Annotated in this window: 22 protein-coding genes; 13 read left to right on the top strand and 9 right to left on the bottom strand. The window is 40.6% G+C overall.

Annotated elements, in window-relative coordinates:
• Positions 1–3 precede the first annotated feature (3 nt).
• From FTU92_RS05530 to FTU92_RS05545, 4 genes are all read left to right on the top strand, one after another.
• Complete coding sequence (locus FTU92_RS05530) at positions 4–1,020, top strand: extracellular solute-binding protein (RefSeq protein WP_004975434.1); 1,017 nt, start codon at positions 4–6, stop codon at positions 1,018–1,020.
• 87 nt (positions 1,021–1,107) lie between these two features.
• Complete coding sequence (locus tag FTU92_RS05535) at positions 1,108–2,730, top strand: iron ABC transporter permease (protein ID WP_180095822.1); 1,623 nt, start codon at positions 1,108–1,110, stop codon at positions 2,728–2,730.
• Positions 2,731–3,085: 355 nt separating this feature from the next.
• The gene (locus tag FTU92_RS05540; RefSeq protein WP_180095824.1) at positions 3,086–4,312 is read left to right on the top strand and encodes an OmpP1/FadL family transporter; all 1,227 of its coding nucleotides are present in this window, start codon (positions 3,086–3,088) and stop codon (positions 4,310–4,312) included.
• Between the two features lie 310 nt (positions 4,313–4,622).
• On the top strand, positions 4,623–5,774 hold the full coding sequence (locus tag FTU92_RS05545; RefSeq protein ID WP_180095826.1) for an OmpP1/FadL family transporter: 1,152 nt from the start codon (positions 4,623–4,625) through the stop codon (positions 5,772–5,774).
• Between the two features lie 73 nt (positions 5,775–5,847).
• Here the strand turns inward: FTU92_RS05545 and thrH are convergent, their stop codons facing one another.
• The gene (thrH, locus tag FTU92_RS05550) at positions 5,848–6,465 is read right to left on the bottom strand and encodes a bifunctional phosphoserine phosphatase/homoserine phosphotransferase ThrH (RefSeq protein WP_180051679.1); all 618 of its coding nucleotides are present in this window, start codon (positions 6,463–6,465) and stop codon (positions 5,848–5,850) included.
• A gap of 191 nt (positions 6,466–6,656) precedes the next feature.
• Between thrH and FTU92_RS05555 the strand changes: the two genes are divergently transcribed.
• Positions 6,657–7,388 (top strand): phosphoadenylyl-sulfate reductase, encoded by a 732-nt coding sequence (locus tag FTU92_RS05555; protein WP_180095828.1) that lies wholly within the window; start codon positions 6,657–6,659, stop codon positions 7,386–7,388.
• Positions 7,389–7,566: 178 nt separating this feature from the next.
• The gene (locus FTU92_RS05560) at positions 7,567–8,946 is read left to right on the top strand and encodes a wax ester/triacylglycerol synthase family O-acyltransferase (RefSeq protein WP_004975420.1); all 1,380 of its coding nucleotides are present in this window, start codon (positions 7,567–7,569) and stop codon (positions 8,944–8,946) included.
• 59 nt (positions 8,947–9,005) lie between these two features.
• Here the strand turns inward: FTU92_RS05560 and FTU92_RS05565 are convergent, their stop codons facing one another.
• From FTU92_RS05565 to FTU92_RS05590, 6 genes are all read right to left on the bottom strand, one after another.
• Positions 9,006–9,176: a PA1571 family protein gene (locus FTU92_RS05565; RefSeq protein ID WP_004975418.1), complete on the bottom strand. Its 171-nt coding sequence runs from the start codon at positions 9,174–9,176 to the stop codon at positions 9,006–9,008.
• Between the two features lie 129 nt (positions 9,177–9,305).
• Positions 9,306–10,760: a ribonuclease G gene (gene rng / locus FTU92_RS05570; RefSeq protein ID WP_104852376.1), complete on the bottom strand. Its 1,455-nt coding sequence runs from the start codon at positions 10,758–10,760 to the stop codon at positions 9,306–9,308.
• A gap of 39 nt (positions 10,761–10,799) precedes the next feature.
• A complete protein-coding gene (locus FTU92_RS05575) occupies positions 10,800–11,366 on the bottom strand; it encodes a Maf-like protein (RefSeq protein ID WP_004975413.1) in 567 nt (188 codons plus the stop codon).
• Entirely contained in the window at positions 11,354–11,860 is a 507-nt protein-coding gene (gene mreD, locus FTU92_RS05580; RefSeq protein ID WP_154320436.1) for a rod shape-determining protein MreD, read from the bottom strand. Before mreD ends, FTU92_RS05575 begins: the two co-directional genes overlap by 13 nt.
• Positions 11,847–12,704: a rod shape-determining protein MreC gene (gene mreC / locus FTU92_RS05585; protein ID WP_167846190.1), complete on the bottom strand. Its 858-nt coding sequence runs from the start codon at positions 12,702–12,704 to the stop codon at positions 11,847–11,849. Before mreC ends, mreD begins: the two co-directional genes overlap by 14 nt.
• Before the next feature lie 16 nt (positions 12,705–12,720).
• A complete protein-coding gene (locus FTU92_RS05590; protein WP_004975408.1) occupies positions 12,721–13,767 on the bottom strand; it encodes a rod shape-determining protein in 1,047 nt (348 codons plus the stop codon).
• Positions 13,768–13,904: 137 nt separating this feature from the next.
• On the opposite strand from FTU92_RS05590, the gene gatC reads away from it, so the two are divergent.
• The 6 genes from gatC to FTU92_RS05615 all read left to right on the top strand — a co-directional run bounded on the left by gatC (position 13,905) and on the right by FTU92_RS05615 (position 19,010).
• Positions 13,905–14,219, top strand: a complete 315-nt coding sequence (gene gatC / locus FTU92_RS05595) for an Asp-tRNA(Asn)/Glu-tRNA(Gln) amidotransferase subunit GatC (RefSeq protein WP_004975405.1) — start codon at positions 13,905–13,907, stop codon at positions 14,217–14,219.
• Positions 14,220–14,271: 52 nt separating this feature from the next.
• Positions 14,272–15,750 (top strand): Asp-tRNA(Asn)/Glu-tRNA(Gln) amidotransferase subunit GatA, encoded by a 1,479-nt coding sequence (gatA, locus tag FTU92_RS05600; RefSeq protein ID WP_180095830.1) that lies wholly within the window; start codon positions 14,272–14,274, stop codon positions 15,748–15,750.
• On the top strand, positions 15,750–17,225 hold the full coding sequence (gene gatB, locus FTU92_RS05605; protein ID WP_131261541.1) for an Asp-tRNA(Asn)/Glu-tRNA(Gln) amidotransferase subunit GatB: 1,476 nt from the start codon (positions 15,750–15,752) through the stop codon (positions 17,223–17,225). Before gatA ends, gatB begins: the two co-directional genes overlap by 1 nt.
• Positions 17,226–17,296: 71 nt before the next feature.
• Positions 17,297–17,863: a hypothetical protein gene (locus FTU92_RS05610; RefSeq protein WP_253104129.1), complete on the top strand. Its 567-nt coding sequence runs from the start codon at positions 17,297–17,299 to the stop codon at positions 17,861–17,863.
• A complete protein-coding gene (locus tag FTU92_RS14085; RefSeq protein WP_257218761.1) occupies positions 17,856–18,080 on the top strand; it encodes a hypothetical protein in 225 nt (74 codons plus the stop codon). Before FTU92_RS05610 ends, FTU92_RS14085 begins: the two co-directional genes overlap by 8 nt.
• Before the next feature lie 129 nt (positions 18,081–18,209).
• Positions 18,210–19,010, top strand: a complete 801-nt coding sequence (locus FTU92_RS05615) for an NYN domain-containing protein (RefSeq protein WP_019838361.1) — start codon at positions 18,210–18,212, stop codon at positions 19,008–19,010.
• Between the two features lie 34 nt (positions 19,011–19,044).
• On the opposite strand, the gene FTU92_RS05620 is transcribed toward FTU92_RS05615, so the two are convergent.
• Both FTU92_RS05620 and sbmA read right to left on the bottom strand, forming a co-directional pair.
• Positions 19,045–20,010, bottom strand: a complete 966-nt coding sequence (locus FTU92_RS05620) for a hypothetical protein (protein WP_154320431.1) — start codon at positions 20,008–20,010, stop codon at positions 19,045–19,047.
• Between the two features lie 279 nt (positions 20,011–20,289).
• Positions 20,290–21,486 (bottom strand): peptide antibiotic transporter SbmA, encoded by a 1,197-nt coding sequence (gene sbmA / locus FTU92_RS05625; RefSeq protein ID WP_179991304.1) that lies wholly within the window; start codon positions 21,484–21,486, stop codon positions 20,290–20,292.
• 395 nt (positions 21,487–21,881) lie between these two features.
• On the opposite strand from sbmA, the gene FTU92_RS05630 reads away from it, so the two are divergent.
• The gene (locus FTU92_RS05630) at positions 21,882–22,088 is read left to right on the top strand and encodes a hypothetical protein (RefSeq protein ID WP_004975391.1); all 207 of its coding nucleotides are present in this window, start codon (positions 21,882–21,884) and stop codon (positions 22,086–22,088) included.
• The last annotated feature ends 548 nt before the right edge of the window (positions 22,089–22,636 follow it).

Genomic DNA, 22,636 nt, shown 5'->3' on the forward strand with positions numbered 1-22,636 from the left:
TGTATGAAACCATTGTCGAAACTATCATTGCTTGTTACAGGTCTACTTGCATTTGGTGCAAGTGTCGCACAAGCAGCGGAAGTCAATTTATACACCACACGTGAACCTGTGCTCATTCAAACTTTATTGACTGAATTTACCCAAAAAACTGGGGTAAAAGTGAATACGGTTTTTATTAAAGATGGTTTATTAGAACGTGTGAAAGCAGAAGGCCGTCGCTCGCCTGCCGACGTTATGTTGACTGTAGATTTTGGCAATTTGGTTGATTTGGTTGAAAGTGGTCTAACTCAGCGCGTGAGTTCTAAAACCTTAAATAGTGCAATTCCTGCCAATTTACGTGCTGCCAATGGTCATTGGTATGCTTTATCGATGCGTGCACGTGCAGTCTACGCCTCTAAAGACCGTACACCATTAAATGCGATTACTTATGAAGATTTAGCCAATCCAAAATGGAAAAATAAAATCTGTATTCGTTCGGGCAATCATCCATATAACACCGCTTTAATTGCAGCGTATATTGCCCATCATGGTGAAAAACAAGCCGAAACTTGGTTGCGTGGTGTGAAAGCCAATTTAGCTCGCCCAGCCAGCGGTGGTGACCGTGATGTAGCACGTGATATTTTAGGTAAAATTTGTGATATTGGCGTTGCCAACACCTATTATGTCGGCACGATGCGTACAGGTGATGCGGAACAAAAGCGCTGGGGCAATGCGATTAATGTTGTGTTACCACGTTTTAAAAATGGTGGAACGCATGTAAACGTATCGGGTGCAGTGGTTTCTAAACATGCACCAAACCGTAAAGAAGCTGTACAACTGCTCGAGTTTTTAGCTTCAGATCATGCACAAGCCATCTACGCACAAAACGGCTTTGAATACCCTGTCAAACCTGGAGTGAAAATTGACCCGATTATCGCTAGTTTTGGCAAATTGAATATTGATTCAATTCGTTTAAGCGATATTGCACGTCACCGTAAAGCCGCCAACTTATTGGTCGATAAAGTCCAATTTAACCGCTAAAATTTTCTGCTTTTGTCTTACAGTGCAGCGCTTTGCACTGTAAGATGCTCAGCTGTTCCCTCCCCCTTATTTAGTACCTCTATTGCAATGCTTAAAAATAAATTTAATTTTTTATTTTCGCTCAGTGGGTTATTGACGCTACTCGCCTGTTTACCTGTGCTCGCTTTAATTTGGACAGCATTACAAGGTGATAGCGAAATTTGGGGGCATCTGCTGCGTTATGTAATTCCACACACGTTGGCAGAAACAGGGATTTTATTGTTGGGTGTGGGGATTCTCACCATCCTGATTGGTACAGGCAGCGCATGGATTGTAACAGCGTATCAATTCCGAGGTCGTGCATTTTTAGATTGGGCCTTACTGCTGCCTTTAGCCGTACCAACTTATATTATTGCGTATAGTTATATCGACATTTTGCACCCCATTGGCCCTGTGCAAAGTATCCTGCGGGATGGGTTTAATTTAGAATTACAACAGTTTTGGTTTCCTAATATTCGTACCGTGTGGGGCGGCATCTTCTTGCTTAGCTTTGTGCTGTATCCGTATGTGTATTTAAGCACCCGTGCAATGTTTCTGATGCAATCGGCCAGTTTAATTGAGGTTGCACGTACATTAGGATTAAAACCCGATCAAGTGTTTTTACGTGTTGCAATTCCACTGGCACGTCCTGCAATTGCTGTGGGTACTAGTCTGGTTTTAATGGAAACCATTAATGATATTGGTGCAACAGAATTTTTAGGCATTAAAACCTTAACTTTGTCGATTTATTCAACCTGGACCAATCAGTCCGATTTAGCCAGTGCCGCACAAATTGCCATTTTCATGTTGATGATTATTACCTTATTGGTGTTAGTAGAGCGTTTAGGACGGCGTAAACAGCGTTATATGAACTCGGCTCAACGCAGCCGTTTAATGCCTGCACAATCGGTCAAAGGGCTTAAAGCACTTGTGTTACTAGGCTTGGGCTTAATTCCTGTTTGTATTGGCTTTTTAATTCCCACCAGTCATTTATTGGTCGAATCCTATAAACGCATTCAATATGCGGGCTTTTCAGATTTCCTATTACAAGCCTCAATCAACACACTAATCCTTGCCAGTCTTGCAACTGTGGTAACTATTTTGATTGGTTTCTTTATTGTCAGTGCGGCACGTTTTAGCAAACACCACTGGTTTAGCTGTATTGCCAGTTTAGGTTATGCCATTCCAGGAACTGTTTTAGCCATTGGTCTCATGTTGGCTTTGGGAAAAATTGATCATGCCATTGCAGATTTTTTAGAGTTTAAATTAGGGATACACACAGGTTTATTATTTCTCGGTACTAGTTTTACCCTTATTTATGCTTATGCTGTGCGTTTTTTAGCTATTTCGGTGGGCGGCATTGAGTCAGGCTATAACCGTATTCATGGTGTTTTTGATGATGCTGCACGCAATTTAGGGCAAAACAACTTTGCACTGTTGTGGCGTGTACACCTGCCATTATTACGCCCTGCTATTATTTCTGCAGCTTTATTAATTTTTGTAGATTGCATGAAAGAGCTACCTGCCACTTTGTTGCTCCGTCCTTTAAATATGGAAACACTCGCTACCCAGCTATATGCAGAAGCGTCTAGGGGCACTTATGAAGATGGCGCAGTAGCAGCTTTACTAATTGTATTGGTTGGGCTGATTCCTGTCATTCTTTTGGCAAAGCTTGGAAAAACCACACGTTAATGCACCCCATTTTGTTGCAAGATATGCCTTGCAACAAAATGAATTTTGATAAAAAGTATTTTTTTTAACCAATTAAAAACATTTAAACAATAGATTGATTTTTAAATTTTATTATTTAATTTCAATCACTAACAAGCTAAAAACCCACACCAATTAGAACAAATACTCTATTCAGCGTGTTTTTTATACTGATGAGTTTTTTCTAGAGCATTTACTCTTATTTTAATTGTGATATTTTTGTCACATGGAGTAACAAATGGTCTCGGTTTGCACAAGTCGAAATCATCCTAAATGAAAGCTTAAAGCATCAACAAAAACTGTCATAAAAGACTTTATAGCCCAAGGGAAATGTATAATGAAATTAAAAGCACTTAGCACAGCAATGATTTTAGCAACTGTACCAATGACAGGTGCTTTTGCTGCAGGTATGGATCGCTCTGGTCAATCCATCGCTGCGTTCTTACAACCGGGTAACTACTTTGAAGCAGGTATTTCTGTATTAGATCCAGATGTATCTGGTACGAGTTCTACTGCTTTAGGTGGACAGGCAACAGGTGATATGGCGAGTGATTACTACTTCCCATCAGCTGCCTTAAAACTACAAGTCACAGATCAGTTTTCTTTTGGTGTAATTTACGATCAACCATTTGGTGCAGAAGCTGAATATACCGCTCAATCAGTAGCATTTAATCCGACAGGAAGTGATGGTACCCGCGCTGAAGTAACAACTGAAAATCTAAGCTTCTTATTTGGTTTCCAACCAACTGAAAATTGGAATATTTATGCAGGTCCAGTTTATCAAACAGCTAAAGGTAGTGTAGCACTCCGCGGTGCAGCATATAACGCGTTCGGCGGATATGATGCAACAATGAAAGAAGATAGTGAAATTGGTTGGTTAGCTGGTCTTGCCTTCCAAATTCCTGAAATTGCGCTTAAAGCGTCTTTAACCTATCGCTCTGAAATCGACCATGAACTTTCTACAACAGAAAGCCACTCTGGTGTTCCACTAAATGTGGCATTAGGTTTAGGGTTAGCAGGGAACCCTGCTGCAATTCCTGCATTTAATCCAGGAAAAACTGCAGTAACAACTCCACAGTCTGTTAATTTGGATTTCCAAACAGGAATTATGGCAGATACCGTTGCTTTTGCTAACGTACGTTGGGTCGATTGGTCTAACTTCTCTATTCGTCCATCAGAGTTTGGACAAGCTATTGACCTAGCTTCAGCTTTGTTGCAACAGCCGCAATTAAAAGGTGGCAACCTCGTTGAATATAATGAAGAGCAATGGTCAGCTGCTGTTGGTGTTGGTCGTAAACTCACAGACAAGTGGGCGGGCAATGTCTCTGTAGGTTGGGACTCAGGTGTCGACAATCCTGTAACTACTCTTGGTCCAACTGAAGGCTACTGGAACGTAGGTCTAGGTGTTCAATACTCACCTGCACCAAACTACTTCATTGCAGGTGGTGTTAAATACTTCTGGTTGGGTGATGCAACGGCTTTAACAGTTGCTAACCCAAATGTTGGTGAGTTCACAGACAACCATGCAATCGGCTACGGTCTAAAAATGGGTTACCGCTTCTAATTCCAATATTTTTCAAAAGAGCCACCCTTCGGAGTGGCTCTTTTTGCACTTAAAACTCCTCTTTTTTATACAAGTGTTAACTAAATGTTCAAATTTAAAGCAATTAAACTCATATTTACCAAAACATCACCCTAAAAAATTATTTAATAAAATTCATTCACTTAAGACTTTAAAATAGTACTTTTACTCTAATCAACTGCTATTTATAACTTATTCAGTTCATTTATTCTACGAAGTTGAGCATTTACTCTTTTTTCAAATATGTTACTTTTCCTGCACTTTTTGTTACATAAAGCATCAGGGAACGACCATGAAGCTCAATAAAATCTATTCAAGTATTTTACTTAGCACTCTCCCACTTACACCTGCGCTTGCTGCTGGTTTAGACCGTTCTGGTCAATCTATTGCTGCATTTTTACAACCGGGTAATTATGCAGAAGCAGGTATTTCAGTTTTAGATCCCAAAGTTCAATCTAATCAATTGAAAGTTAACGATATGGCAGAAGATTATTATTTCCCTTCTGCTGCGATTAAAGTACAAGCAACTGAACACATTTCTATAGGTCTTTTATATGACCAACCATTTGGCGCCGAATCTCTCTACCCTTCAAATAATCTAGTTTTTGGCGCGAATGGTGAAGCAACCCAAGTAGAAGTAGAAACACACAATCTTTCAGCTTTAATTGGTTACCAACCTACAGAAAACTGGAATTTCTACGCAGGTCCTGTTTATCAAACAGTTAAAGGTAATGTATCTTTACGCGGTACAGCCTACTCATTACTTTCTGGCTACAACATTGACCTGAAAGAAGACGATGCATTTGGTTGGTTAGCTGGTGCAGCTTACCAAATCCCTGAAATTGCTCTAAAAGCAGCGATCACGTATCGCTCTGAAATTAAACATGAATTAGATACTACAGAAACTTCAAATGTTTATATTCCATCATACGGTATTGATCTACGTTCTATGACAAGCCAAACAGAAGTGGTTACACCACAATCTGTGAACCTTGATTTCCAAACAGGTATTGCAAAAGATACTTTAGCTTTTGCTAATCTACGTTGGGTACATTGGGATCAGTTTGCCGTAAGCCCAGCAGCTTTAGCAAGTGCTAGTAAACTCGCTAAAGGTAAAGCTCAAAATTTAATTGACTATTCAGATGATCAAATTTCTGCAACCGTTGGTGTAGGTCATAAATTTACTAGCAAATGGTCTGGTTCTGCATCTGTAGGTTGGGATTCTGGTGCAGGTAACCCTGTAACTACTTTAGGCCCTGTTGAAGGCTTCTGGAGCGTAGGTTTAGGTGGTCAATATAGCCCTGCGGAAAATTATTTTATTCAAGCTGGCGTAAAATACTTCTGGTTGGGTGATGCCACTGCACGTACGGGTACAACAGACGTTGGTGAATTTGAAGACAACTATGCTTTGGGTTATGGTCTAAAAATCGGCTACCGCTTCTAAATCAATGCACTGTTAATATCGCATAAAAACAAAGGGCATCAAATGATGCCCTTTATTGTATTCAGCTTCGGAATTAAGCTGGAATATCACGTACCGAAGCACCACGAATTGCTTCTTTTAATGCTTCATAACCATAAATTGCAGGGAATTGTGGGAATTCTGCAATCACATTTTCAGGTGCATCAAATAAGAAACCTTTGTCCGCTTCACCTAGCATCGTGGTGTCGTTATATGAATCACCTGCAGCAATTACACGGAAATTTAAACCGTGTAAGGCTTTAACAGCTTGACGTTTTTGGTCTGGTTGACGCAATTTATAAGCGGTAATCATGCCATTTTCATCTGATTCTAACTTGTGGCAGAAAATTGTTGGCCAACCCAATTGCTTCATCAACGGATGTGCAAACTCATAGAACGTGTCTGAAAGAATAATCAATTGGAAGTGTGTGCTCACCCACTCGACAAACTCTTTCGCGCCCGGGAATGGCCCCATGTCTGCAATCACGGCCTGAATATCATTTAAGCCCAAGCCATGCTGCTTTAAAATATTTAAACGCTGAGTCATCAACACATCGTAGTCTGGAATATCACGTGTAGTTGCTTCAAGTTCTTTAATGCCAGTTTTTTTAGCAAAGTTAATCCAAATTTCTGGAACTAACACACCTTCAAGATCAAGACATACGATTTCCATGGGTTCTCCCAAAATACCTGTAAAAATTTTTCCCTATCATAGCCGAAGATTTGGTATTTGCCTTGTTCTTTTTTTAAATCTATTTCATTCATAAGCATTTATTTTTTAGTGATAAGACCTTTTTAGGAATTCCATTAAAATAATTCGCTCAAGAACAAAGATTAGCCCTCAAGCCGACTGTAGGAAGATTTATGCGCACCATTCCCACCATAGACATTGTTGATGCACTCGCGACTGAATATACCGATAAATCACCGAGTGACATTTTAAAACTTGCCTTAAGTCAGCAAGGCGAAGTCGCGATTTCATTTTCAGGTGCGGAGGATGTAGTGCTGATTGATATGGCATCCAATTTAGGTGTGCCATTTCGTGTATTTAGTTTAGATACAGGACGTTTGCATCCTGAAACCTATCAATTTTTAGAAACTGTACGCAAATATTATAATATTGAGATCGAAATTTGCTTTCCTGAAACTGAAGCAGTGCAACAATTGGTTCAAGAAAAAGGCTTATTTAGCTTTTTTGAAGATGGGCATCAAGAATGTTGTGGGATTCGTAAAGTTCAACCTTTACGTAAAAAACTGGCAACACTAGATGGCTGGATTACAGGTCAACGTAAAGACCAAAGTCCAGGTACACGCCAAGATATTCCTGTCGTACAAGCAGATGCAGGATTTTCAGGTCCAGATAAACAATTAATCAAATACAATCCACTGGCAAACTGGTCAAGTAGTGACGTGTGGAATTACATTCGCATGATGGAAATTCCATACAATCGTTTGCATGAAAAAGGTTTTATTTCAATTGGCTGTGAACCTTGCACCCGCCCTGTTCTTCCGAACCAACATGAACGCGAAGGGCGTTGGTGGTGGGAAGAAGCAACGCACAAAGAATGCGGTCTACATGCTGGAAATTTAAAATAACACATCTATTACTACAATAAAAATCACAGTTTTACTGTGATTTTTATTGACTTGCGATGGCGCAAAAATCACTATATTTGTTTGATAAAAAAGATATACTGAATTAAATCTTATATAACTCTAAAAACCTTGTTCAGATAAGAACAAGCGTAGAAATTGCAGTGAGGCAATCCACAATATGCGTCCATTACACCCTATTGATTTTATTTTCCTATCACTCGAAAAACGTCAACAGCCCATGCATGTGGGTGGATTATTCTTATTCCAAATTCCAGAACATGCGCCAGACACTTTTATTCAAGACTTGGTTGCCGATATTCGCAATTCAAAGTCGATGCCTATTGCACCATTTAACAATAAGCTCAATGGTCTATTTTGGGATGAAGATGAAGAGTTCGATCTCGATCATCACTTCCGTCATATTGCCTTGCCAAAACCAGGTCGCATTCGTGAATTATTAACGTATATTTCACAAGAACACAGTTCACTGATTGATCGCGCCAAACCTTTATGGACTTGCCATATTATTGAAGGTATTGAAGATAATCGTTTTGCGATGTTCTTTAAAATTCATCATGCTATGGTAGATGGTATTGCAGGCATGCGTTTGGTGGAAAAATCCCTATCGCATGACGAAAATGCAAAAAGAATTGTACCGCCTTGGTGTGTGGAAGGCCCACGTGCTAAACGTCTGAAAGAACCGAAAGTCAGCCGTTTAAAGAAAATTTTTGGTGGGGTTAAAGGTCATGTTGAAGCAACCCCTCGCGCAGTTTATGAAGTATCACAAACCGTTGCTAAAGATATGGGACGTAACCCCGATTATGTTTCTAGCTTCCAAGCACCAAGCACCATCTTAAACCAACGTGTGAGCGCCTCACGTCGTTTTGCCGCGCAATCTTTTGAGTTTGCACGTTTGCATCGCATTGCTAAAGCTTTGGGCGTAACCATTAATGATGTGGTACTGGCAATTTGCTCAGGCGCATTGCGTGAGTACTTACTCAGCCAATATGCTTTACCGAAAAAACCTTTAATTGCGATGGTGCCTGCCTCTATTCGTGATGACGATTCTGAAGTATCTAATCGAATCACCATGATTTTAGCCAACTTGGGTACGCACAAAGAAGATCCGCTTGAGCGTTTAAAAATTGTGCGCCGCAGTGTACAAAATGCCAAGCAGCGTTTTAAGCGCATGAATGCCAATCAAATTATGAACTATAGTGCTTTTGTTTACGGCGCTGCTGGTTTAAATATTTTGTCAGGCATTATGCCAAAGCGTCAGGCCTTTAACTTGGTGATTTCCAATGTACCTGGCCCACGTGAACCTTTGTATTGGAATGGTGCAAAGCTAGATGCACTATACCCTGCTTCAATCGTGTTAGATGGACAAGCTTTAAACATTACCATGACCAGCTATTTAGACAAATTAGAAGTTGGTTTAACTGCTTGTCGTCATGCCTTACCGAAAATGCAAAACTTATTGCAACACTTGGAAGATGAAATTCAGCGTTTTGAACAGATTATTGATGCGCCTGAAGGGGTCAATAAAATCGTGGATTGATACGTCAATCCATTAGAAAAACAATTCAATAGAATCAATTAAGGGGCAATTGCTGCCCCTTATTTTTGAATAGTACGACACTGTTTTAATAATTGCTGACAAACTGCGCTAACCATTGCAGTGGTAATTTGAGTTTCTTTACCTTGCTCATCCACAATATAACCGTTATGTGTCACTTTACGATCTAATACTTTTAAACTCTTTTGAATCACAACTTTACTCATACCCATGACATACCTCATTTGCTAAACCGAGGGAGATGTTCGGCTTTGGCTACTCTGTATGCTTAGTATTGAGAATTCACTCAAAAAAGTAAAATTTCAGATGTAACAACTGTTTAGCGATATCCTGTTACAATTTCAGCTCAGAATGATATCGTATTGCTCTTGCGTATATAAATTTTCCACCTGAAATTTAATCACACGGCTGACAAAGTGCTCTAAATCCGCCACTGCTGGCGCTTCGGCAGTTAACAATCGGTCAATCACCGATGGGTGCGCAACGACAGTAAAGCCACGTTGTGATTCAAATGCACGTGCATATCTTAAAATTTCTCGAAAAATTTCGTAACACACTGACTCTGCTGTTTTGACATATCCCCGCCCCTGACAAGTTGGACAGGCTTCACAAAGTAAATGTTCTAAAGATTCACGGGTACGTTTACGGGTCATCTCGACCAAGCCCAATTCAGACACTTGGGTAATTTTGGTCTTGGCATGATCTCGTTCAAGCATACGCTCAAACTGACTCAAAACTTCATCACGATGCTGTACTTCTTGCATATCAATGAAGTCGATAATGATGATGCCACCCAAATTACGCAAACGTAACTGGCGAGCAATGACCTGTGTCGCTTCCATATTGGTTTTAAATACGGTGTCTTCTAAAGTCCGACCACCGACATAAGAACCCGTATTCACATCAATGGTGGTCATGGCTTCGGTCTGATCAATCATCAGATAACCGCCTGACTTTAATGCCACACGGGTTTGCAACGCTTTTTGAATATCTTCTTCAACATTGTATAAATCGAACAGTGGGCGCTCGCCTGGGTAATGAATCAGGCGATTGTGCATATTGGGCACAAACTCATCCACAAATTCTTTTAATTTGGCGTGAATTTCACGTGAATCGACATAAATTTTGGCAGTGTTATCATTCGCCAAATCACGGATCACGCGCTGTGGTAACGGCAACTCTTCAAAAATCAAGGAAGGTACGGCAATGCTTTTTTGTTTACGCTGAATGTATTCCCACAATTTTGCCAAGTAACACATATCTTGCACTAAGGCCGCTTCATCGACGCCTTCGGCTGCAGTACGTACAATGACTGAGCCTGGTAATTTATGCTCAGCCTGAATGGTTTCAATGATCCCGCGTAGACGCTCACGTTCTTCACTCGATTCAATGCGTTGTGATACGCCAATATGACTGCCATACGGCATTAGAACCAAATAACGCGAAGGAATGGAAAGATCTGTGCTTAATCGTGCGCCTTTAGTACCGAGCATATCTTTCATCACTTGCACAGTTAGAATTTGCCCAGGCTGCAATAATTCAAAGACATTCGGTGTAGGTTGGCTGCGCGGCCAAATCATGTCATTGATATGCAAAAAAGCAGTACGCGATAAACCAATATCGACAAAAGCGGCTTGCATGCCTGGCAGCACGCGCACCACTTTGCCTTTATAAATATTGCCCACCAAACCACGCTTGGCTGTACGCTCAACGAATAGTTCATTGACCGTGCCGTTTTGAATTAACGCCACCCGACACTCCATCGGTGTGACGTTAATCAACAACTCGTCAGACATAATAAAACTCAAAACATTATAAAAATTTTTGTGCAGCAGTTAATTTAGTGCCTTAACTGTCTGTAATAACTGTACGGTTTCATAGAGTGGCAGGCCGACAACATTGCTATAACTGCCCTCAATACGCGGAATATAACGTGCTGCGATGCCCTGAATCGCATAAGCACCCGCTTTTCCAATCGGCTCACCTGTTGCCCAGTAGCTTTCCATATCATCTAGGCTAAGCGATTGAAATTCAACCTGTGTACGTACCACTATACTGGATTTTTTCTGTTTTGTACGCACACAAACCCCTGAAAAAACATCATGTTTTCGACCAGAAAGTTGTGACCAAATGGCAAAGGCATGTGCTTTGGATTCTGGCTTGCCCAAAATCTGCCCATCTACGCCTAGACTGGTATCGGCAGCAATCACAATAGCATCAGGAAATAGCCGTAAAACCGCATCGGCTTTGGCACATGCCAACCGCTCAACATACGCGGCAACATCTTCGCCCGCTAAAATAGATTCATCGATGTCTGGACTGTAAATTTCAAATTCCAGCCCAAGCTGTTGCAGGAGTTCCCGACGGCGCGGTGAACTTGAGGCAAGAATTAAATGCGCCATTTTCGCAAGAAATAATACAGCACAGGCCAGAGCAAAATACTACTCAGCAAAGGTTGCCAATGACGGGCAAATGGGAACTGAATCCCACCCATGACTTGCATCACCCAAATCAGGGCGAGGTGAGCCAAAATTGCTATTACACTAATGACCCATAAATTCGCAAACGTCATAATACGGCGCTCACGAGTCAGGAAACGCGCCACAAAAGTAATCACCACAAAACTCAAGGCATTCATGCCCAAAGGTGCATCGAGGAGCAAGTCTGCAAACAAGCCTGTACCAAAGGCAAACCAAATACCACACCAAGTTGGTTGCCCAAGCACCCAAAACAAGGTCACCATCAACATAAACAATGGTCGCCAACCCGAGCCTGTATAAGACAGCGGATACACCATGAGTACAGATGCAGCAATTACAGAAAAAATAATCGGAAATAGTGGATCTTTATTCTTGTTTTGTCCGAGTCGGGTTTGTCCAATTTTAGCGATTGGCATTTGGCTGCTCCTTCGCTAAAGATTCTGAGAACAGCACCACCACATGATGACCACCCGCCAATTGTGCTGCAGGCATCACATCAATTTGTGCAAACTCACCAGAATTATGTCGGCTGATTTTGGCAATGCTTCCAACCAAATATCCTGCAGGGAAATGCTCGCCCAAGCCTGAGCTATAGACTTTCTCTCCAACCTGAATATTGGCACTGGTCGGTACATATTCCATTTTCAAACGCCCTAAATCGCCCGTACCCGACACAATGGCTCGCATGCCTGTATGTTCCAAACGCACTGAAAGTGAGTGTTCTTTGTCAGAAAGCAACATGACACGGCTACTGTGTGGATACACAGCAATGATCTGCCCCATAATGCCTTTATCATCCAAAACGGTTTGCCCGACTTTGAGCTGATTTTGTGAACCACGGTTAATCACAATAATGTGGCGCAAAGGATCGGCATCGGTACCAATTACTTCAGCAATTTCCATGCGTCCATCAATGATTAGAGGCGTATCGAGTAGACCACGCAGGCGGGTATTTTCTGCAGAGAGTTCAGACAATTTTTGCAAACGGACTTGAGCCTGTAATAGCTCTGCCTGCATCGCGGTATTTTCACGACGCAATTGAGCCTCAGACTTACTTTGTTGACTTAGCCATTCTCGCGACAATACAGGATAGCTTGCAAGGGCATAAATTGGATTATATGCAGCATACAAAACATCACGTGCAGGTTGAATTACATGCGGGACACGCCAGTTAAAGAACAGGATGACCAAGCAAGTAATGACCGCAATTATAAAAGAGCGAAAAGATGGCGGTTGTCTGGAAAACAGATTTGTTTGCACCGCCGAATCCTATGTATTAGCCAACAAATAACATATCGTGGTTTGGATTATCAAAGAATTCCAAAACCTTGCCGCCACCGCGGGTAACGCAAGTTAATGGTTCTTCTGCGACTACCACAGGCAAGCCTGTTTCTTGTGCCAAAAGCTTGTCTAGGTTACGCAATAACGCACCTCCACCGGTGAGCACAATTCCACGCTCTGCAATATCGGAAGAAAGTTCTGGTGGAGTTTGTTCCAGTGCAGATTTTACTGCCGATACAATGCTTTGTAACGGATCAGAAATGGCTTGGGTAATTTCATCAGAAGTTACAGTAATGGCACGTGGCACACCTTCTGCCAAGTTACGACCACGTACTTCAATTTCCAGTGGTTTAGCACCTTCATCTGGCAATGCCATGCCAACTTCTTTCTTAATAGTTTCTGCTGTGGTTTCACCAATCACACAACCATGTGCCTTGCGCACGTAGTTAATGATTTGCTCATCAAACACATCGCCACCAATACGCAATGAATCTGAATAAACACAACCTTGTAATGAAATAATCGCGATTTCTGTCGTGCCACCACCAACATCTACCACCATTGAGCCACAAGCTTGCTCGACAGGCATACCTGCACCAATTGCTGCTGCCATTGGCTCTTCAATTAAACGTACATCACGTGCGCCCGCATTAAACACGGCTTCACGAATGGCACGGCGCTCTACCAAAGTAGATTTGCATGGTACACACACCACTACACGCGGTGCAGGTGGGAATAAACGTTTTTCATGCACTTTGCCAATAAATTGGTTCAGCATGGTTTCAGTCACTTCAAAATCAGCGATAACACCATCTTTCATTGGGCGAATTGCAGAAATGTTTGCAGGGGTACGACCCAACATTTGTTTGGCATCAAGACCGACTGCGGCAACAATTTTCTGTGAACCGCTGTGACGAATTGCCACAACTGTCGGTTCATTTAATATAATGCCTCGTCCTGGCGCATAAATAAGTGTATTTGCTGTACCTAAATCAATGGCTAGGTCTGGCGAAAACAAGCCAATTAGTCGTTTTAGAATCACGGAGTCGTTCTCGATTAAACTTTATGTGGACGCAAGTTGGCAACTTTAACTAAATGTGGTGCGTTGAACAAGTCAATCGCTTATTATAACGCACGATATTTTGAAATTTTTTATTAATACTGATTTTAGGTGATGTTATGTCTACCTCGGATGCTCAGCATTCTGCAGATTTAAATGCACAAACAGTTTCAGCAATTGCCCATCTTGCTCGTCTTAAACTCAATGATACGCAATCTGCTGAGTATGCTCAAAGTCTAAATAAAATTTTAGGCATGATGGAAAGCTTAAAAGGCATAAATACCGATGACGTTGAGCCTTTAAAAAGCCCATTTGACCACCCTCAACCATTACGTGAAGACGTCGTAACCGAACAGAATCATCGTGAGCAATATCAAGCTGTTGCCCCTGCAGTTCAGGATGGCTTGTACCTTGTTCCACGTGTGATTGAATAATTTATTCGGCTGTTACATTTTGACTTCATAAAAAGGTAAAAGAATTTTTCTCATGACAGATTTACATCGCTTATCGATTCGTGAAATCTCTGAGGGTTTAGCGGCAGCCAAATTCTCCTCTCGCGAACTAACAGAACATTATTTAAAACGTATTGCCAAAATTGATCCGCAAGTGCGCTCTTATGTCACCGTGACCAATGAAGTAGCACTGGCACAGGCGGATGCAGCCGATGCATTACGTCAGGCGGGTCAAGCGACAGCACTGACAGGTATTCCTGTTGCACATAAAGATATTTTTTGTACCCAAGGCATTAAAACCTCTGCGGGTTCAAAAATGCTGGACAATTTTATCTCGCCTTATGACGCAACTGTGGTGGCACAAGGTAAAAATGCAGGTTTGGTCACTTTGGGTAAAGTGAACATGGACGAATTCGCAATGGGTTCAACCTCTGAAAGTTCGTTCTATGGCGCGACCAAAAACCCATGGGCACTTGACCATGTACCGGGTGGTTCGTCAGGTGGTTCTGCTGCTGTCGTGGCGGCTGACCTTGCACCATTTGCTACAGGTACAGATACAGGTGGTTCAATCCGTCAGCCTGCGTCTTTCTGTGGTTTGACTGGTCTCAAACCAACTTACGGACGTGTTTCACGTTACGGCATCATCGCTTATGCATCATCTTTAGATCAGGCAGGCCCAATGGCACGCTCTGCAGAAGACTGCGCATATTTAATGAATGTAATGGCAGGTCATGACGCCAAAGACTCAACCTCTATGGATAAAGCGGTTGAAGATTATGTGGCGAACCTGAATGCAACAACGCTCAAAGGCTTACGCATTGGTATTCCGAAACAATACTTCAATGTGGCTGGTTTAGATGCTGCGGTGAAAGCACGTGTTGAAGAATCACTAAAAAAATTAGAAGAATTGGGCGCAGTATTGGTTGAGATTGATCTCAACATGACTGAAAGCTACGTGCCAACTTACTATCTGATTGCCCCTGCAGAAGCATCATCTAACCTTTCTCGTTACGATGGTGTGCGTTATGGCTACCGTGCAGAAAATCCTCAAGATATTTTAGACCTTTACAAACGCTCGCGTTCTGAAGGTTTTGGTGCAGAAGTGCAACGTCGTATCTTGATTGGTACGTATGCTCTTTCTGCGGGTTATTACGATGCCTATTACGTGAAAGCGCAAAAGGTGCGTTGTTTAATTCAGCAAGACTTCTTAAAAGCCTTTGAACAGGTAGATGTAATTGCTGCACCGACTGCACCAACCACTGCATATAAAATTGGCGCGTCTTTAGACCCTGTTGAAATGTATTTGGGTGATATTTACACCATCGCAGTGAACTTAGCGGGCTTACCAGCAATTAGTGCGCCTGTTGGTTTTGACCAAGATCACTTGCCTGTGGGTTTACAATTGATTGGCAATTACTGGTCTGAATCACAATTGTTATCTGTGGTACATCAGTATCAACAAGCGACAGATTGGCATACTCAACGCGCTGCAATTGCTGAGGAGAACGCATAATGGCGAAGAATACTGCTAAACCCAAATCAAACCTGATTGATGGCTGGGAAGTCGTAATTGGTATTGAGATTCACACGCAACTTGCAACCAATTCTAAAATCTTCTCAGGTTCATCCACCGAGTTTGGTCAAGACCCAAATACGCAAGCCAGCCTTGTAGATTTAGCCATGCCGGGTGTACTGCCTGTTTTAAATAAAGAAGTGGTAGATTTAGCGATTCGCTTCGGTTTAGGTATTGATGCTTATATCGATCAGGCTTCTGTATTTGCACGTAAAAACTACTTCTACCCGGATTCTCCAAAAGGCTACCAAATTAGCCAGATGGACAACCCCATTGTCGGTTTGGGTCATATCGACATCCAACTTGAAGATGGCACAACCAAACGCATTGGCGTAACCCGTGCACACCTTGAGGAAGATGCAGGTAAATCGATTCACGACCAATTTGAAGGCATGTCAGGTATTGACTTAAACCGTGCAGGCACACCTTTATTGGAAATAGTATCTGAGCCAGATATGCGTTCGGTTGAAGAAGCGGTTGCTTACATTAAAGCGATTCACACACTGGTTCGTTGGTTAGGTATTTCTGACGGCAACATGGCTGAAGGTTCGTTCCGTGCGGACTGTAACGTGTCGTTACGTCGTCCAGGTCAACCCTTCGGTACACGTTGTGAACTTAAAAACCTGAACTCATTCCGCTTTATTGAACAAGCGATCAATGTTGAAATTGAACGTCAAATGGAAATCTTGGAATGGGATGGTACGATTGACCAAGAAACACGTTTGTTTGACCCTGTGAAGATGGAAACGCGTTCAATGCGTTCGAAGGAAGAAGCCAACGATTACCGTTACTTCCCTGATCCAGACTTGTTGCCTGTGATTATTCCTGATGCGCAAATTGAAGCCATTAAAGCGACTATGCCTGAGCTTCCTGCTGCACGTCGTGCACGTTTCGTGGCGGACTTTGGTGTGACTGAGTACGATGCTCACGTACTGACACTGACTCGTGAAATGTCAGAGTTTTACGAAGCTGTAGTTGCTGCGGCTGGTGGTGCGGCTCAAGGTAAAGTTTCTGCAAACTGGGTAATGGGTGAATTCTCAGGTGCTTTAAACAAAGCAGGCTTAGATTTGGCTGATTCTCCTGTATCTGCGGAAAAACTTGGCGGTATGATCGCGCGTATTGTGGACAACACGATTAACGGTAAGATCGCGAAGCAAGTATTCGGCTTTATGTGGGACGAAGGCAAATCTGCGGACGAGATTATTGCTGAGAAAGGCTTGAAACAGGAAACTGATACAGGCGCGATTGAAGCAATCATTAAAGAAGTTCTCGCTGCCAATGAGAAGATGGTTGAAGAGTATAAATCTGGTAAAGAGAAAGCCTTTAACGGTCTTGTTGGTCAAGTGATGAAAGCTGCGAAAGGCAAAGCCAACCCTGCACAAGTGAATGAATTGATGAAGAAATTGATTGGTTGATAATTGACTAATTCTTTGTTTTTATGAGATAAAAACCCTACATTATGTAGGGTTTTTTTACGGTTAATAAAATGAAAATAGAAAAATTCAGTCCAGAAGTCTGTGAAAATCTTAAATGGTATGTTTATCGATTAGTCGATCCAAGAGATGGTTCGACCTTTTACATCGGTCGTGGACTTAACAATCGTATATTTGATCATGTAAATGGGCTACTAACTGATAAAGATGCAGAAGAAGATCTTCTTAGTTTAAAAATGAAACAGATCAGAGATATTCAATTATCGGGTTTAGATGTTATCCATATTATTCATCGCCATGCTTTAGAAAGCAAAAATATGGCTGAAGTTGTTGAGGCTTCATTAATTGATGCTTATTCAGGTCTAACAAATATTATGAATGGCAAAGGTAGTAATGAATATGGAGTAGCTAATATTCATGAAATTGTTACAGCATATCAAACTGAAACCGTAGAAATTACAGATGATGCTCTATTGATTTCAATTAATAGAACTGCTTTAGAACGTGGCGTATATGATGCAGTTAGATTTGCATGGAAACTTACTCCTTCAGAAGCCAATAAAGCAAAAAATAATTTTAGCCACGGTACAAGGTGTGATCAAAGGCGTATTTGTGGCTGAACAATGGTTAGAAGCCACACAAGAAAACTTCCCGAACTTTATGCTGTTGGGTAAGGATGTCTATAATCACGAAACACGCTCAAAAAGATATGGGTTCACTGGGAAAAATGCACCTCCAGAATTTCAGACCAAGTATTTAGGCAAAAGAATTCCTGAAAAGTTCAGAAAAAAAGGGGCTAGTAACCCTATAAAGTACTCATGGAAAGCCAAAGATTAAGTTTGTCGGATTCCCCTACACAGGTGAATAAATTGATGAAGAATATGATTGGTTGATTAATTGACTAATTCTTTGTTTTTATGAGATAAAGACCCTACCTTGTGTAGGGTTTTATTTTTAGAGAAAATAATGGTTTTAAAAACGATCTTTAATGTTTCAGAAGAAAAAACAGCAAAATTAGCAGTATTAATTGATGCAGATAATGCTTCTGCAAAAGATATTGAAAATATTTTAAATGAGATCACTCAATACGGTGAGGCAACGGTAAAACGTATTTATGGTAACTTTGTCAGTCAAAATGGTAGTTGGAAGCAAGCTATTAATAATTTAGCGATTAAACCTATGCAGCAATTTGCTTATACAACAGGTAAAAATGCAACCGATGGTTTTATGATTATTGATGCAATGGATTTACTTTATACAGACCGTTTTGATGGCTTCTGCCTTGTATCAAGTGACAGTGACTTTACAGCCTTAGCAATACGCATTAAAGAGCAAGGGGCCACCGTTTATGGATTTGGCAAGAAACAAACGCCCGAAGCCTTCCGAAATGCTTGTTCTCACTTCACCTATGTCGAGAACCTAAGTGGATATGAAGAACCTCAAATTAAAGAACTCCCTTTGATTGAAACGAAGAAAGAACAGCATCCTCAACCCTCTAGTAAAACTGAAGTCTTAAACAACACCACTTCAGCGCAGAAACTACCACTACATATTATTAAACAAATTTTTGACAATCATGATACTGAATGGATTCCTGCTTCTTCATTCACATCGCAATGGAAACTTTTACAAAATGACTTTGATCCCAGAAACTATGGCTTTAAAAAAGTTGTTGATTTGATTAAAAGTCATACAAATATTTTTGACTATGACGAACGTATTTTTGATAGTGGACATAAACAAATTTACATAAAATTAAAAATTTAAAATTAAAAGTTGGCTTTGCAAGTGAGAGTTACCCTCACTTCATGCCTCTTAACATATTCTTAGCCCCTGCATGATTATAATTATTGGCTAAATTCTGCAAAATACGTTTTGCCTGTGCATCTGAATTTGGAAAACGACTCCGATAACTCGAAACACCCGTTAAACAACGTGCCACCAACATACCAGATTCTGTATAAATACGTGTACCCTCTGCGCCCTGTAACTTGCCATAGTTATAAGCACGTTGTGCATTATTACAGGCATTAATCTGATTACGCCCACTATTTAAATCACGACGCGCAGCGACATATAAACGTGTCTGTTGCTGTTGTGGTGTTTCAACCACACGTGGTGGAGCTGTTTTTAATGATGCAACTACAGGCTCTTTTTTCTCTTCAGGTTTTTCTTTCACTTCAGCAACTTTAGTTGCATTTGTTGTTTTTGGATTACTTGGAGCTGCTTTAGGTGCAGTCTTTGCAGATGTAGAAACCGCTCGGTAAAAACGTCGCGCTTCATCTTCAGACATTATTTTAGTGACCAAACTCACCACTCGCGCTTCACCACGCTGTTCCGACTGGCGCTCTGCCACAGGCTCAATTGAGACAATCCAACTATCACCCTGACTACCTACACAGCGGTATGCCCCAATCCCCTGTTTTACATCTCGATAAGTATTGAGTAGTTTTTTAGACCATGCATTTTTGACTAAACTCATTGAGCTTTTATAGGCCAGCGTTAAGCGTCCATTTTGTGACTGACAATAGCTGCCCATATATTTACGTGGAATCATAGATTCAGCAGGCTGATCTTTGCGCTGTGGCCCCCAATAATAGACATATTCTTTAGCAGCACCACTGGGCTGATTTAAGTTTTTTTGAACAATCAGTTCTTGTGCAGATGCAAAATGCTTCACCGAATTTGGGCTAAATTGATCAACTGTTGCACAACCAAATAATAGGCTGCCAATTCCCCCAATCAAGAGTAATTTTTTGCAGGTCACGTCTCAATTCTCAATTGTTTTTATATCAATGAAAATATATGAATTGGGGCAAAATAACAAATACAACACCTTGATTTTATAGTTAATTAATCATAATTTTATTTGAATCAAGTTTGATATTTTTATAAAACAATCCAATTCATCACAGTTTTTTATGATTTTGAACACTAGCACCAGTATTATTTTTATACAACTGTTCAGATCAATTTATATTTGGCAGTCACCACTCTAAACATTCGAACGCGACATCCACAACACTTATGAATGTCGCCATCAAAACTATTGATCCAAGGTCGATTCAAATGCTTTTAAACGCTTATGAATAGACAAGAGCTCAATAATAGTCGGCCAAGACGCGATGAGGTACTGGAACGACTCACGGACTTTGCCAAATACGTTGGCGATTTGCATCATCAAGCCCAAGGTAATTGCCCCTGCGGCAATGCTTGGGAATAACACAAATAAGCCGTAAATATTGTCTAATTGCATATACCAAATACGCACCAAGTTAAAATAGGCGTAGTGGAAATATAGACGGAAATAATTAAAGCGCACCTTGCTAAACAGTTCTTTTAAACTCAGCGGATCGGCACGTTCTGGATGATCTTCACCATAAACCAGTTCTTTACGATATGCAGCTTCGACTTTTTGGTTGTTAAATTCCAAACCTGGAAGTTTTGCACCCACCACCATCAACACCACCGTACCAAATACTGCCCAGCCAACAGCCGCCCACACTAAGGCATACGGAATTTCCCCAATTATAGGCAAGGCTTTGACATGCACAGACAAACTAAACAGCACAGGTAAAAATGCCAACAAAGTCATTAGGGCTTCGACTAAATTCACCCCTAAAGTTTCCATGGTTCTGGCAAAACGCATGGTATCTTCTTGAATACGCTGTGATGCACCTTCAATATGTCTGAGTTTTTCCCAATGTGCGGTGTAATAATTATTCATTGCCGTACGCCAACGGAAGACATAGTGACTGACAAAAAACAAGTTCAAAACCATTAAGGTCACAGCCACCATGGCGATGTATAAAAAGGTCAGCACGCCTGTATAGAGCTCATTGACATCTCCACCACCACTACTGAGCATTTTTTGAATCAGGTCATAAAATGGGTTGTACCAAGCATTCACCACAACATTGACTTGTACCCCAAACCAAATATTGAACAGGATGAATGCCGATCCCCATACCGACCAACGCTGCCACGGGTTATTAGATTTAAATTTCCAAAAGGTGGCAAAAATAGTGGTTGATACAAAAAACCAGAAATAAAACCATAAAAATGCAGGTGACCAAAAACGACTGACATCAATGGGTAATGTTGCTTCGGCATAACCTTGTGGGAAGCCAATCCAACTGCCCCATGCGCTACCGCCTGAATACCACAAAGCCAGATTAATGGCGAACCAAACAAGCAATGAAATAAAAAACCACTTTGGATTTGGAAAAAATGACTTAAACATGCAGACAAAAAGCCTTTATTTTTTAAATTGGAATGTAAAACCCAGTGCCTTCACCACTTAAAAAAGCGTGAATGGATACTTTAACTTTTATACTTTATACGCTGTTTTTTCAGCAATAATTTTATTTTTATACTGAAAACTGTAAATTTCATCAATCGGCTATATTTTACTGCGCTGTTCATTTGCCATTCATCTAAGAAATTACATCAAATTTCAATTTCTTATATTTTTAAAATGTCAAATTATGAAGTATTGGGCAAATTTATTGCGATTTTTTGACCAACAATTCAAGTACAAAATATTTAAACCTGACACAAATTTACGATTTTGTGTAGATTATTCATCAATTTACTATATAATACAGTTGATTAAAAATAACTCATTTAGGGTGCGGTATGGAATCTCCAACAGAAAACATTGCTATTGAGCTACTTGAACCTATTGTTCTACGTAAAGAAAACTGCGCACCAATTGAATTCGAGCAAGGTACAATTTTAAAAGTTTTATTGGTTAATCCTAACTCCTACTTGGTTACCGTAGACGACGAATTTAACTTTACTGTCTCTTTAGAAGATGAAAATAAGGTGTGGCGTAAACTTTAATTACTGAGTCGCCACAAACTTTAATGATTGAATGTACGCAAAGCACATTCAATCATTAGATAAAGCTTGATAAATACGCTACTGCTTTCATGGCTTATAAAAACTAAACTTTCATTACACCTATCAATCACAGCATCCTTTTAATTTTTCAGAAGTCCACTTCGGGTATGGCTCTCTGAAAATGTTGCCTAAGATTCAGTTTTCAATCCTCTGTATATCATTGTAGATTTTGCAACAATCTCATCAAAATCACCTTTATATTGGGCAAAATGAGATAAAAATTAGCTTTAAATTTTCATCTTATTTTCTCTATAAAAATCAATAAAATATACCAATTGATCAAACCAAAACAACAACAGCAATGACTTTAAATTCACTTTTACAACTAAGCAAAACCAAAATTAATCAAAAATTATGATAAGATCATGCTTCTTGTAAAATACATTTTTTTATAAAGATGAGTTGCTTAAGCAATTTTTACTGTCTTTAGTGTGTTTTATTTTTTCTATTTTTTTAATTCACATCCTATTTTGACAAGATCTACTTGA

The organism is Acinetobacter sp. YH12205 (genome assembly GCF_013418125.1).
Lineage (GTDB): Bacteria > Pseudomonadota > Gammaproteobacteria > Pseudomonadales > Moraxellaceae > Acinetobacter > Acinetobacter towneri.